This is a genomic window from uncultured Algibacter sp. (assembly GCF_905480415.1).
Lineage (GTDB): Bacteria > Bacteroidota > Bacteroidia > Flavobacteriales > Flavobacteriaceae > Algibacter_B.
The window spans coordinates 1-12,728 of the sequence record NZ_CAJQQI010000051.1 but is presented as its reverse complement, the minus strand read 5'-3'; the positions used below and the strand labels follow the sequence as shown (position 1 = coordinate 12,728).

Below are 12,728 nucleotides of genomic sequence, written 5' to 3'. Positions count from 1 at the left end.
GGAACAACTAACTATAGCCGTTTCAACTACTGTTCTAATTCAAAAACTAGATAGTTTAGATATAAATAAAGCTATTGAAGGAAATTTGAAAGTACTAGAAAATAACGGTGCTAGAAATATAATCACAAAAAACGAAAAATTTGTAACGCCTAATGGTGCGGAGGGTATTAAAACTTTTGGATCTTTAGAATATCCAATTGGGAACACAGAAAACTTTGTCAATGGGAAGTACGCATCGTTGAGTTTTACTGCAGAAAATAAAGTGATGCAGCAAATAATTATTACTTGGAGACAAGATGATGTTTATGCAGATCAAATAGTAGAGCGTATTTTAAATTCAGTTGAACTTAAACCAGCAGAAGAATAATGTTTGAAGGCATCGAATTTGTAAATAAAGAATTTTTCTGGTTGCTTTTAGCACTTCCATTGGCAGTGCTTTGGTATCTTTTTAAATACAAAATGCAAACGGCAGAACTTAAAATATCGAGTTTAAAAGGGTTTAAAATCACCAATTCATGGCTACCTAAACTAAGACACATTTTATTTGTATTCAGATTATTGGCGCTCGCATTATTAATTATGGCTTTAGCAAGACCGCAATCTGTTGATGTATCAACTAAAACAAAAACGACTCGAGGGATAGATATTGTTATGGCCATTGATGTTTCTGCGAGTATGTTGGCTAAAGATTTATCGCCAAATAGATTAGAGGCTTTAAAAAAAGTAGCCGCAGAATTTATAAAAGGCAGACCAAACGATAGAATTGGCTTAGTGGAGTACGCAGGTGAAAGCTATACAAAAACGCCTATTACTAGTGATAAAGCCATTGTGCTCCGGTCATTAAAAACTATTAAATATAACACTATTATTGAAGGTGGAACCGCGATAGGTATGGGTTTAGCGACATCGGTAAACAGATTAAAAGATAGCAAGGCCTCTAGTAAAGTTATTATTTTATTAACAGACGGTGTAAATAATTCAGGATTCATAGACCCAAAGATAGCAAGTGAATTGGCCGTTGAATATGGTATAAAAACCTATACCATCGGTTTAGGAACAAACGGGATGGCTTTATCTCCAGTTGCTATTTTACCAAATGGTAATTTCCAATATGGACGTATTCAAGTGGAGATAGATGAGGAATTACTTAAAGAAATTGCTGAAGTAACAGGTGGAAAATATTTTAGAGCAACAAATAACAAAAAGCTTGAAGAAATTTATGATGAAATAAACAAACTAGAAAAAACAGAAATAGAAGAGTTTAAATATTACAATTACGAAGAAAAATATCGTCCGTTAGTGATTCTAGCTGGTTTATTATTATTGATGGAACTACTATTACGTTTTACTATTTTTAGAAGTTTTGTTTAAAAAGAAGAAAGAAGAACAATGTTTCAATTAGAAGAAAAAATATGGTTTTGGGCATTAGGCATTATTCCAATAATAATTCTACTCTTTGTGGTGCTTCAATTTTGGAGATATAGAGCCCGAAAAAAGTTTGCAGACGCATCAATGCTTAAAAGGTTAAGTCCTAATAGATCTATATTTAAATCAGTTTTAAAAGTCATTGTTTTAAGCTTAGCTTTCTTTTGTTTAATTATTGCGTTAGTAAATCCAAAGATTGGAACCAAGTTAGAAACCGTAAAACGAGAAGGTGTTGATATTGTTTTTGCAGTTGATGTTTCTAAAAGTATGTTGGCTGAGGATATTGCTCCAAATCGATTAGAAAAGTCAAAACAATTAGTAACTCAAATCATTAATAATTTAGCTAGTGATAGAGTTGGAATTATAGCATACGCAGGAAAAGCGTTTCCGCAATTACCAATAACAACAGATTATGCTTCGGCTAAAATGTTTTTACAAAGCATGGATACCAATATGTTATCCTCACAGGGAACGGCAATAAACGAAGCTATTAAACTGGCTAAGACGTATTTTGATGATGAAGAGCAAACCAATCGTGTACTTATTATAATATCTGATGGAGAGGATCATAGTGAGCAAGCTGCGATGGTTGCAGAAGAAGCTAGTGAAGAAGGCATTAGAATATTCACTATTGGCGTTGGTGATGTAAAAGGAGGTCCAATTCCAGAAAAGCGAAATGGTGTTGTTTTAAATTATAAAAAAGACAATCAAGGAGAAACAGTTATTACAAAATTAAATGAAGAAACACTTCAGAATATAGCATCTGAGGCTAATGGCGCTTATATTAATGGAAAAAATACAAAAGATGTTGTTGATAATATTCGTGAGATATTAAATGCCATGGATAAAACGGAGTTCGAAGCAAAAGAATTTGCGGATTTTAAAGATCAGTTTCAATGGTTTTTAGGTTTCGGTATTTTCTTTTTACTGATAGATATTTTATTGTTAGAACGAAAAACAGCATGGTTAAAAAAGTTGAATTTGTTTAATGAGAACCTTTAGATGAAATGGTTTTATAATTTAGAAATAAAAATGAAACATATAGTTGTCATATTATCAATACTTACATCCATTTTTTCTTTTTCACAAGAAGAAAATAAGGAACAGTTATTAGCTTTAAAAAAAGCCAATAATTTTGTGTATGAGGGTAATGAGTTAATTGCCGATGAAGATTTTGTTTCAGCTGAAATGGAATACAGAAAAGCTATTTCTGAGCAAGCTACAACAGTTGCAGGAGCTTATAATTTAGGCACTTCTTATTATAAGAGTGGTAATTTAGATGAATCCTTATATAGACTTCAGCAAGCAACAGAAACAGCAACTTCAAAATCTGAAAAGCATAAAGCATTTCATAATATTGGAAATATTTTAATGCAAAACAAAAAATGTAAAGAAGCTGTTGAAGCTTATAAAAATGCATTGAGAAATAATCCTTCAGATGATGAAACACGATATAATTTAAGTGTCGCCAAAATTTGCGCTGAAGAACAACAAAAACAGGAAGACCAAAATAAAGACGACAAGAAAGATCAAGATAAAAAAGACGAGAATAAGGAAGATCAAGACAAAAAAGATAATAAAGATAAAGAGGGCGAGAATAAAGAAGATAAAAAGGACGAAGGCGACCAAGAAAAGAAAGAAGGTGAAGATGAAAAAGATGAAGACGGAAAACCTAAAGACGAAAAAAAGGATAAAGGAAAGGGTGATGAGGACAAGAAAAAAGAACAGCAAAAACCACAACCACAGCCAGGACAATTATCTCCTCAACAAATAAAAAATTTGTTAGAAGCCATGAATAATCAAGAACAGAAAGTTCAAGAAAAAATGAATGCTGAAAAACAAAAAGGAGTAAAAATTAAAACAGAAAAAGATTGGTAAACAGTATTAATAGTTTATCGTTGCTCATTAATTTATGCAATTAATAAAACACATAACTATAGTATTATTCATACTTACAACAAGTATGACTTTTGCGCAGGTGAAATTTGACGCCAAGGTGAGTAAAAATAAACTTGGGGTAAATGAGCGCTTGCGTATAGATTTTCAAATGAATCAAGACGGTGACAATTTTAATCCACCAGATTTTGTAGGTTTTACTGTTGTTGGTGGTCCAAACCAATCGGTAAGTAATTCTTGGATTAATGGTAAACGGTCATATAAAAAGACCTACACCTATTTTTTAGCTCCAAAAAAACGCGGAAATTTTACTATTTCCCAAGCTTCAATAACAATAAAAGACCAGAGCTATAAAACAACTCCAATAAAAATTCAGGTAACTGCCGCTGTAGATATTCCAAAAGACCCTAATGACCCCAGTTATTTGGCTTCACAAAATATTCACTTAGTAGCCGAAATTTCTAAAACAAATCCTTATTTAAACGAAGCTATAACGGTTGTTTATAAACTTTATGTGTCCCCTAGAATACAAGTTGATAATTGGAATGAAATTGACACACCAAGATTTAATGATTTTTGGAGCCAGAATATAAATACCCAAGGCCAAAAAGTTCAAAACGGTAAATATAATGGTGAAGATTATCGATTTTTAGTGTTGAGAAAAACTGTATTATACCCTCAAAAAACAGGAAAATTAAATATTGAGCCCTTAACTTTAGATATCTCAATGCGTGTGCCAACAAAAAGGCGAGATATTTTTGGGAGCCTTTTAATGACTCGAGTTAATAAAACGGTTTCCGCAGGGAATAAAACTATAAACGTAAAATCACTTCCAGAGGTTGGAAAGCCAGTTGATTTTACAGGAGCAGTTGGAGGTTTTTCTTTGAATGTATTATCTTCTAAAACGGAACTAGATGCTTCAGAATCACTTCAAGTTAAAGTGAATGTAAAAGGTAAAGGGAATTTAAAACTCTTTAAACTCCCAAAAATTTCGTTACCTAGTTCTTTAGAGGTTTACGAACCTGAACACAATGAAGATGTGAAAACAAACTTGTCTGGTATGCAAGGAAGTATTTCAGATAGCTATACCGTAGTGCCTCAATATAAAGGTAAATACCCTATACCAAGTATTTCGTTTTCATATTTTGATTTAAAAACGGAAAGCTATAAAAGGTTATCTTCTGATGAAATTATAATTAATGTTTTGAATGGGCCTTCCAATAGTTCATCTTCAACCGAAAACAATGCGATTAACAGTGGCAATAAGCAAGCCGTTGTTTTAAATAGTGATCAGTTCGCATTTATTAAAACGAAAACTGATTTTTTGGATATAAAGTCAACTCATTTTTTCAAGACCAATACATTCTGGAGCTTACTTTTGTTGCCATTTCTAGCAATTCCATTAGCCATTTTTGTTCGTAAAAAGAAAGCCAATAGAGCTGCTGATATTTATGGTAATAGAATTAGAAAAGCAGATAAATTGGCGCGTAGATATTTGAGTAGTGCAAAAAAATCCTTAGGTAAAAAAGAAGCTTTTTACATTGCCTTAGAAAAAGCATTGCACAACTATTTGAAAGCCAAATTACATATTGAGACTAGTGATTTAAGTAAGGATAAAACCAATAAATTATTGAATGAAAAAGGTGTTGAAGATAATGTTATTAAAGAATTTGGAAGTATTTTAGAAAGTTGTGAACTCGCGCGATATACGCCTATTGATATAGTAGCCATGCAAGAAGATTATGATAAGGCCGCAAAAACAATTTCTTTAATTGATAAACAAGCACGTTAATATGAAGAAGATGTTTTACATACTATCGTTTTTATTCAGTTTGGGGCTTTTTTCACAAAATGAAGCTTTGTTTGAAAAAGCTAATACTTTATATAATGAAGGTAAATATGCTGAGGCTATAGATAATTATAGGGCGATTTTAGAAACTGAAAAGCATTCAGTTGATTTATATTATAATCTGGCTAATGCACATTATAAACTTGATAACATTGCTCCAAGTATTTATTATTACGAAAAAGCATTGCTATTAAACCCGAATGACTCTGATATTAAAAACAACATGGCGTTTGCAAAAAACATGACCATTGATGCGATTGATGTTATTCCTGATGTGGGATTTTCAAAACTTTTAAATACATCAACAAATAAATTGTCTTTTGATACTTGGGCAAAAATAGCTGTAAGTTTAGTGTTTTGTTTTGTTTTACTATTCTTGGGGTATTATCTTGCTTATTCAACTTTAAATAAGCGTTTAGCATTTATTGGAAGTTCTATTGCACTAATATTTGCGTGTATAACCCTTGCTTTTGCTTTTCATAAATATAATTTAGATAAAAATGATAACCCTGCTATTGTTTTTTCGCAAGAAAGTAAAGTAAAAAGCAATCCTAATTCTAGAAGTGAAGAATCTTTTAGGTTACATGAAGGCACTAAAGTTCAGGTTATTGAAACCTATAACGATTGGAAAAAAATAAAACTATCAGATGGTAAAATAGGTTGGGTAGTTTCAGATGATATTAAATTGTTGAAGAATTTTTAATTATTCTCAAACAAAGTACTATCTTTGTGTTTTAAAATGTGAATTAAATGTCAAGAAGTATTGTTTCTATATTTTTATCTTCTTTGTTTTTGTTATTTTTAACAGCGCCAACAATCATCTTAATGATAGATGATTCGGCTGATGTTTCCATTTTTTACTCATCTTCGGAAGAAGAAGAAAAAGGAAGTGAAAAAAATAAAGAAATAGAACTGTTATTTTTCGATTTAAATAATTCAGCTTTAGATTTTGCCTCTTCTGAAGTTGAAAACAACTTATTATATTATTTTAAAAATTATCCAAAACCTCATTTAAATTTAATTTCCCCACCACCCGAGTTTCACATATTATAATTTCGAATTTTGTAGACTTTTAAGTCTAATTTATTTTAACAGCTTTTGGTATGTATATTGCCAAGAGCAACAAATTATTATAATATGTTTAAAACTATTAAAAATGACTTGCCAGCGAGTATAGTCGTTTTCTTTGTTGCATTACCCTTATGTTTAGGTATTGCTTTAGCGAGTGGTGCGCCGCTTTTTTCGGGAGTAATTGCAGGTATTATTGGAGGAATTGTTGTAGGAGGATTAAGTGGGTCAAAAATAGGTGTGAGTGGACCCGCAGCAGGTTTAGCGGCTATTGTATTAACGGCAATAGGAACCTTAGGAGGTTATCAAAACTTTTTGATGGCTGTTGTTTTAGGAGGTGTTATACAGTTAATATTTGGATTTCTAAAAGCTGGTGTAATTGGGTATTACTTCCCGTCTTCTGTAATCAAAGGAATGCTAACAGGCATCGGAATTATTATCATTTTAAAACAAATCCCTCACTTTTTTGGTTATGATTCAGATCCAGAAGGTGATTTTGCATTTTTTCAAATGGATGGTGAAAACACCTTTTCAGAAATCATAAATGCAGTAAACCATATAACGCTAGGTTCTGCTGTAATCGGTATTATAGCTTTGGTTATTTTATTATTGTGGGATAAGATATTATCAAAAAAGGGAAAGATTTTTCAATTAGTACAGGGACCTTTGGTTGCAGTTGTTGTTGGTATAATATTTTATGCACTAACACAATCACACGAGAGTTTAGGTATTGATAAATCTCACTTAGTAAGTGTACCAATACCTGAGGATGCAGCTTCATTCTTTGGGCAGTTTAGTTTCCCTAATTTTTCAGCAATAACAAATCCAGAAGTGTGGATAATTGCTTTTACAATTGCTTTGGTAGCAAGTTTAGAAACATTATTGTGTGTTGAAGCTACAGATAAATTAGATCCACACAAAAATGTAACACCAACTAACCGTGAGTTGTTGTCTCAAGGTACAGGAAACATTATTTCAGGTATGATAGGTGGTTTACCAATTACTCAGGTAATAGTAAGAAGTTCTGCTAATATTCAATCTGGAGGACGTAGTAAAGCATCAGCTATTATTCATGGTTTTTTATTATTGATTTCGGTAATTCTAATTCCTAGATTGTTAAATATGATTCCATTATCTGTTTTAGCAGCAATTTTATTTATAGTTGGATTTAAATTAGCAAAGCCTTCATTATTCAAAAAGATGTACAATTTGGGTTGGAAACAATCTGTACCATTTTTTGTAACTGTTTTAGGAATTGTATTTATCGATTTGTTATGGGGAATTGGTTTAGGATTAATTGTAGGGATTGTTGTTATTTTAATGAAAAGTTACCAGAATTCTCATTTTCTTCATATTGAAGATAAAAGCAATGGTAAACATAAGATAAAAATGACACTTGCTGAGGAGGTTACATTTTTTAATAAAGGAGCAATTCTTAAAGAATTAGATAGTTTACCACACGACACTTATTTAGAACTAGATTTACTTAAAACAAGGTATTTAGATAATGATATTATTGAAATATTAGAAGATTTTGCCTTTAAAGCTAAAGAACGAAATATTGATATTAAGTTAATTTCAAAACGAGGTATTGTTGAAAATCCTCCAAGTTTTGTCGAGTTCTTTGAGTTGAGACCAAAATCAAAATTAAGCTTAAATTAAAAAATTATGAGATTGTAGCTTAACAATTTTATATGGTAATCCAGATAATTATCGGGGAATTACAATCAACTGGTTAAAAACAATAAAATTTAAAGAAATGAGAAATAATAAATATAAAATATTAGTGCTTTCAGATTTGAAAAAATCTCCGAGCACTATTTTAAAAAGCACGGTGAGTCTTGCAAAGATGATTGATGGAGACATAAACTTTTTCCATGTAAAAAAGCCTAGTGATGTTGTAGAAAGAGAAAGTCAATTATCAGCTATGCGAACTATAAATCAAGAGCAAATAATTACAGGCAAGAAAATACAAGAGGCTTTAGCTCCAATTTCAAATGATTATAATGTAAATATAAATTCTACTTTTGCTTTTGGTAACGTGAAAAATGAAATTGAAGAACATATAAAAGTAACTAATCCAGATGTTATTGTTTTAGGAAAAAGAAAGGCAAAAGGTTTAAGGTTTCTTGGAGACAACATTACAAATTTTGTTTTAAAAATTCATAAAGGGCCAGTAATGATAGCTTCTAATAAAAATGGTTTCGCACCTGATAAGGAATTGCATTTAGGGTTGTTTAACGATAATGAGAAATCTTTTGATTTGGAGTTTACAGAAGATTTAATTGCTCAAACTAAAAGGCCATTAAAATCGTTTAACATTATTAAAAACACTAACGTAATAAAAGAAAAAGAAGATTCTGTTAGCACTAAAACAGTAGATTTTGTTTTTGAAAAGAATGATAATACGATTAAAAACCTATCTAATTATTTATTAAAAAACGATATTAATTTACTATGTGTAAATAGACAAAAAGACAAGTCTAACGTTTTAAAGTCTGAAATTAAAGATGTAATTGATAATGTTAATATCTCTCTTTTCATAACAAATAAAGAACTAAAGCTTGCTCAATAAAAGCTCTGTTAATTTATGAAACATTTAAAGCATGTATTTTTTTCGTTTCTATTTCTAGTGTTTTTAACGCCTAGAATATCCACTGCTCAAGATAGTAATTTGGGTAACTGGCTCATTTATATTGGAAACAAAAAACTTAATAATAAGTGGAGCATCCACAACGAAGTTCAGTATAGAAACTATAATGCTGTTGGCGATTTAGAGCAGTTACTTTTGCGTACTGGATTGGGTTACAACATTACTGAGAATAATAATATATTGCTGGGCTATGGCTATATTTTATCTGAAAACTATATTGGTGAAACAGATGATAAAGTATCTGTTAACGAACATCGCGTTTTTCAACAGTTTACAACAAAGCAGAAAGTTGGTAAAATTGGTTTAAGCCATCGCTACCGATTTGAACAACGTTTTGTAGAAGATGATTTTAAAATGCGATTAAGATACTTTTTAGGAATTAAAGTACCCCTACAATATAGAAAAGATGAAAAAAACCCATTATATTTTTCAGTGTATAATGAAGTTTTTCTAAACATAGAATCATCCGTTTTTGATAGGAATAGAGTGTATGCAGGGTTAGGATATACATTTTCAAAAGCATTGCGATTAGAACTAGGTTATATGAATCAATTTTTTGAAACCTCAGGGAGAGATCAAATTAATTTAATCATGTTCGTTAATTTCTAATTAAAGTTTGACCTTTAATTTTTAATTTTTCAAAATTTAAGTTAAATTAGAAAAAAAAGGTAAAAACAGATATATGAAGAATTTATTTTCAAACATTAAAGGCGATGCCTTTGGAGGCATTACAGCAGGAATAGTAGCATTGCCCTTGGCATTAGCATTTGGTGTCTCATCTGGTTTAGGACCTACTGCAGGACTATATGGTGCTATTTTTATAAGTTTCTTTGCCGCTCTTTTTGGTGGTACAAGTACACAGATTTCAGGACCAACAGCACCAATGACAGCCGTAAGTATGGTTGTTATTGCTGGGATTATTGCCACAAATGATGGCGATGTATCAAAAGCGTTACCTGTTATTTTAACTGTATTCTTACTTGCAGGTTTAATGCAGGTTGGTTTGGGTGTTTTAGGCTTGGGAAAATACATAAGATATATTCCTTATCCGGTTGTATCTGGTTTTATGACTGCCATAGGTGTTATTATTTTATTGACTCAAATATTACCTTCATTGGGTTATTACCCTAAAGAAGATTTGGCATTTGTTGAAACTTTTAAACCTCAAGCCGAAGAAGTTATTCTCGAGAATATTTTGAAAGATGAAGCTGGCGAAGGGATTTTAGTACTTGAGGATTTTAAAGAAACCTTAAATCGTGCTAATGAGATTTCGCAAGAAGCTATATTAATTGAATCTCAAACTCTAGCAGCAAAAGAAGCTTCAGGTGCTTTAGGGGCTATAAAAGCCATTCCAAAAGCTCTGCAAAACATTAACTGGCTTGAGTTGATTTTGGCGTTGGGAACCATCTTTATTATTTATGGGTTTAAAAGGGTTACTAAAGCAGTGCCTAGTACTTTGGTAGCGTTGATAGTAATGTCTGGAATAGCTATAGGATTTAATTTACCTTATAGGCCTATTGAAGAAATCCCTAGCGGGTTGCCTATTCCTAATTTAGAGATTTTTACAAGTTTTAGTTTAAGTAGCATAACGCCATATATATTTACTGCATTGACTTTAGCGCTATTGGGAGCTATAGATTCGTTGCTTACTAGTGTGGTGGCAGATAACATGACTAAAACAAAACACAAACCTAATAAAGAACTTATAGGTCAAGGTATTGGAAATAGTATTGCTGCTGTTTTTGGTGGAATTCCGGGTGCAGGAGCAACCATTAGAACGGTTGTAAATATTACGTCTGGTGGAAAAACAAAACTATCGGGGATGATAGCTGGTATTATGTTATTGATTATTCTTTTAGGATTAGGGCCAGTAGCGTCTCAAATCCCTGCCGCTGTATTAGCTGGGATATTAATTACAGTAGGTATAGGAGTTATGGATTACAAAGGATTAAAAGCCATACCAGCGTTACCAAGAGATATTAAAATTGGACCAATTAAAATGAGTTCAGAAGTGTTAATAATGCTTATTGTATTGCTGCTTTCTACATTTTGGAACTTGGTTTATGCGGTCGGTATAGGGCTAGTAATAGCGTCTTTAATGTTTATGAAAAAAATTGGTGATTTAACAGCAGAACGTTCCGGTGTAAAAGCACTGAAAGAGAAAGCGTGGGCAGATGAGGGAGAGTTTCCAAAAAACTTAAAACAAGAGGTGTTTATTAAGCACTTAAAAGGACCACTATTTTTTGGGTCTACAAGTGATTTTCAAGCGCTAACACAACAAATCCCTAGTACTGCAAAAACGGTAATTTTAAGACTTGGGCGTATGCAGTATATGGATCAATCGGGTTTATATGCCATGGAAGATATGTTGCAAGATTTAAAGAAAAATGATGTTGAAGTCCTATTTGTTGGCTTATTAAGGCAACCACGTTATATGATGGAGCGTATTGATATTATTCCAGATTTTATTCCAAATGAGCACATTTTTGAAAGTTTTTCAAAATGCTTAGCATGGATAAAACAAAACGTAGAAGATTTAAACAATTAAAAACAAGTAATTATGAAAAATACAGCAATAACAAAACAAGTACAAGAAGCATTATTACCAAATAACGTATTACAAGATTTATTAGAAGGTAATAACCGTTTTGTAAGCGGAAGTATGCAAACAGTGGATAATTCAGCATTAGTAAATCAAACTGTAGGAGGACAATTCCCTAAAGCGGTGGTACTATCTTGCATTGATTCTCGAGTTCCAGTTGAAACCGTTTTAGACCAAGCAATTGGTGATATTTTTGTTGCCAGAGTAGCAGGTAATTTCGAGAACATCGATATTTTAGGAAGTTTAGAATATTCCTGTAAAGTAGCGGGTAGTAAATTAGTTTTAGTACTAGGTCATGAAAGTTGTGGAGCAGTAAAAGCAGCATGTGATGGTGTAGAACTTGGTAATATTACAGACATGTTGGCAAATATTTTACCAGCTGTAAAGCAAAGTTCTGATGAAGTAGAAGGAGAACTAAGTTCAGCAAATGAGGCATTTGTAGCCAAAACAGTCGAGAACAACGTAAAACTGACTATAGAACGTATTAGAGAACGTAGTTCTATATTAAAGCAAATGGAAGATGATGGAGATATTCAAATCGTTGGAGGCGTTTATATGTTGTCTACAGGAAAGGTAGAAATGGTATAAGTTAATAAATTTAGTGTATTAAAAAAGGCCACTTTTATAGTGGTCTTTTTTTATGCTTCATTTTCGGAGCTATTATCTTTACTAATATCTAAAATATTTGGAAAAATCATGGGCACTAAAGATTTTACAGGTTTATAAAGTACAGATTCCTGTTTAGTGTCATCATCTAAAAGCGTTATGGTGTTATTCAATTTGTCAAAAACGTTTAAAACAATACTTAAAATCAAAGCTATTTTTAAGGCTCCAAAAACACCTCCAGCAAGCTTGTTTATAATACCTAAAGCTGCAAAATCAGCTAATTTAGTTAGTGCTTTACCTGCTAGACCTATGGCTAAAACAATAATGACGAAGGTTACGGCAAAAGCTGTAATGTTAATAGTTTGTTCGGTCCATTCGGTTTTGGTTTGTAAAAATTCGGCAGCAAAACTGCTAAAATGTATCGCACCATAAACCCCAGCAATTAATGCCACTAGAGAAGCCACTTCAACAAAAAGTCCTTTCATAAACCCACGAACCAATCCAAATAAAATTAAAGCTCCTAGAACAATATCAATAACACCCATATTAAAATAATTTAAAACAAATATAAAATAATACTAACACTTAGGTTTGTTAACTTTGCGACTTTCAAATTAGTGATACTAATA

12 protein-coding genes and 1 pseudogene are annotated in these 12,728 nt (G+C 31.8%); 12 read left to right on the top strand and 1 reads right to left on the bottom strand.

Annotated elements, in window-relative coordinates; translation table 11 throughout:
• From QZ260_RS04180 to QZ260_RS04125, 12 genes and pseudogenes are all read left to right on the top strand, one after another.
• Nucleotides 1-367 (top strand): annotated as a pseudogene (locus QZ260_RS04180) (hypothetical protein); the annotation flags it as partial.
• Nucleotides 367-1,371 (top strand): VWA domain-containing protein, encoded by a 1,005-nt coding sequence (locus QZ260_RS04175; RefSeq protein ID WP_295983059.1) that lies wholly within the window; start codon nt 367-369, stop codon nt 1,369-1,371. The pseudogene QZ260_RS04180 and the gene QZ260_RS04175, both read left to right, overlap by 1 nt.
• Nucleotides 1,372-1,389: 18 nt before the next feature.
• The gene (locus QZ260_RS04170; RefSeq protein ID WP_295983057.1) at nt 1,390-2,427 is read left to right on the top strand and encodes a VWA domain-containing protein; all 1,038 of its coding nucleotides are present in this window, start codon (nt 1,390-1,392) and stop codon (nt 2,425-2,427) included.
• Between the two features lie 30 nt (nt 2,428-2,457).
• Nucleotides 2,458-3,303 carry a tetratricopeptide repeat protein gene (locus QZ260_RS04165; RefSeq protein ID WP_295983055.1) on the top strand — a complete coding sequence of 282 codons (846 nt, stop codon included), beginning with the start codon at nt 2,458-2,460 and terminating at the stop codon, nt 3,301-3,303.
• Nucleotides 3,304-3,337: 34 nt separating this feature from the next.
• Nucleotides 3,338-5,113 (top strand): BatD family protein, encoded by a 1,776-nt coding sequence (locus tag QZ260_RS04160; RefSeq protein ID WP_295983054.1) that lies wholly within the window; start codon nt 3,338-3,340, stop codon nt 5,111-5,113.
• A 10-nt stretch (nt 5,114-5,123) separates the two neighbouring features.
• Nucleotides 5,124-5,873 carry a tetratricopeptide repeat protein gene (locus QZ260_RS04155; protein ID WP_365969161.1) on the top strand — a complete coding sequence of 250 codons (750 nt, stop codon included), beginning with the start codon at nt 5,124-5,126 and terminating at the stop codon, nt 5,871-5,873.
• Between the two features lie 47 nt (nt 5,874-5,920).
• On the top strand, nt 5,921-6,223 hold the full coding sequence (locus tag QZ260_RS04150) for a hypothetical protein (RefSeq protein WP_295983050.1): 303 nt from the start codon (nt 5,921-5,923) through the stop codon (nt 6,221-6,223).
• Between the two features lie 84 nt (nt 6,224-6,307).
• The gene (locus tag QZ260_RS04145) at nt 6,308-7,900 is read left to right on the top strand and encodes a SulP family inorganic anion transporter (RefSeq protein WP_295983047.1); all 1,593 of its coding nucleotides are present in this window, start codon (nt 6,308-6,310) and stop codon (nt 7,898-7,900) included.
• Between the two features lie 97 nt (nt 7,901-7,997).
• Complete coding sequence (locus QZ260_RS04140) at nt 7,998-8,813, top strand: universal stress protein (RefSeq protein ID WP_295983043.1); 816 nt, start codon at nt 7,998-8,000, stop codon at nt 8,811-8,813.
• Between the two features lie 15 nt (nt 8,814-8,828).
• The gene (locus tag QZ260_RS04135; protein WP_295983040.1) at nt 8,829-9,500 is read left to right on the top strand and encodes a DUF2490 domain-containing protein; all 672 of its coding nucleotides are present in this window, start codon (nt 8,829-8,831) and stop codon (nt 9,498-9,500) included.
• 73 nt (nt 9,501-9,573) lie between these two features.
• Nucleotides 9,574-11,439, top strand: a complete 1,866-nt coding sequence (locus QZ260_RS04130; RefSeq protein WP_295983037.1) for a SulP family inorganic anion transporter — start codon at nt 9,574-9,576, stop codon at nt 11,437-11,439.
• Nucleotides 11,440-11,451: 12 nt separating this feature from the next.
• Nucleotides 11,452-12,081, top strand: coding sequence for a carbonic anhydrase family protein (locus tag QZ260_RS04125; protein ID WP_295983036.1), 630 nt, complete (start codon nt 11,452-11,454; stop codon nt 12,079-12,081).
• 50 nt (nt 12,082-12,131) lie between these two features.
• Here QZ260_RS04125 and QZ260_RS04120 read toward each other — a convergent pair whose 3' ends face one another.
• Nucleotides 12,132-12,644 carry a CvpA family protein gene (locus tag QZ260_RS04120; protein WP_295983033.1) on the bottom strand — a complete coding sequence of 171 codons (513 nt, stop codon included), beginning with the start codon at nt 12,642-12,644 and terminating at the stop codon, nt 12,132-12,134.
• Nucleotides 12,645-12,728: the final 84 nt, after the last annotated feature.

What these genes read in the sequence shown, in the direction of transcription:
- QZ260_RS04175 (WP_295983059.1), top strand. Translation starts at nt 367, where the DNA reads ATGTTTGAAGGCATCGAATTTGTAAATAAAGAATTTTTCTGGTTGCTT.
- QZ260_RS04170 (WP_295983057.1), top strand. Translation starts at nt 1,390, where the DNA reads ATGTTTCAATTAGAAGAAAAAATATGGTTTTGGGCATTAGGCATTATT.
- QZ260_RS04165 (WP_295983055.1), top strand. Translation starts at nt 2,458, where the DNA reads ATGAAACATATAGTTGTCATATTATCAATACTTACATCCATTTTTTCT.
- QZ260_RS04160 (WP_295983054.1), top strand. Translation starts at nt 3,338, where the DNA reads ATGCAATTAATAAAACACATAACTATAGTATTATTCATACTTACAACA.
- QZ260_RS04155 (WP_365969161.1), top strand. Translation starts at nt 5,124, where the DNA reads ATGTTTTACATACTATCGTTTTTATTCAGTTTGGGGCTTTTTTCACAA.
- QZ260_RS04150 (WP_295983050.1), top strand. Translation starts at nt 5,921, where the DNA reads ATGTCAAGAAGTATTGTTTCTATATTTTTATCTTCTTTGTTTTTGTTA.
- QZ260_RS04145 (WP_295983047.1), top strand. Translation starts at nt 6,308, where the DNA reads ATGTTTAAAACTATTAAAAATGACTTGCCAGCGAGTATAGTCGTTTTC.
- QZ260_RS04140 (WP_295983043.1), top strand. Translation starts at nt 7,998, where the DNA reads ATGAGAAATAATAAATATAAAATATTAGTGCTTTCAGATTTGAAAAAA.
- QZ260_RS04135 (WP_295983040.1), top strand. Translation starts at nt 8,829, where the DNA reads ATGAAACATTTAAAGCATGTATTTTTTTCGTTTCTATTTCTAGTGTTT.
- QZ260_RS04130 (WP_295983037.1), top strand. Translation starts at nt 9,574, where the DNA reads ATGAAGAATTTATTTTCAAACATTAAAGGCGATGCCTTTGGAGGCATT.
- QZ260_RS04125 (WP_295983036.1), top strand. Translation starts at nt 11,452, where the DNA reads ATGAAAAATACAGCAATAACAAAACAAGTACAAGAAGCATTATTACCA.
- QZ260_RS04120 (WP_295983033.1), bottom strand. Translation starts at nt 12,644, where the DNA reads ATGGGTGTTATTGATATTGTTCTAGGAGCTTTAATTTTATTTGGATTG.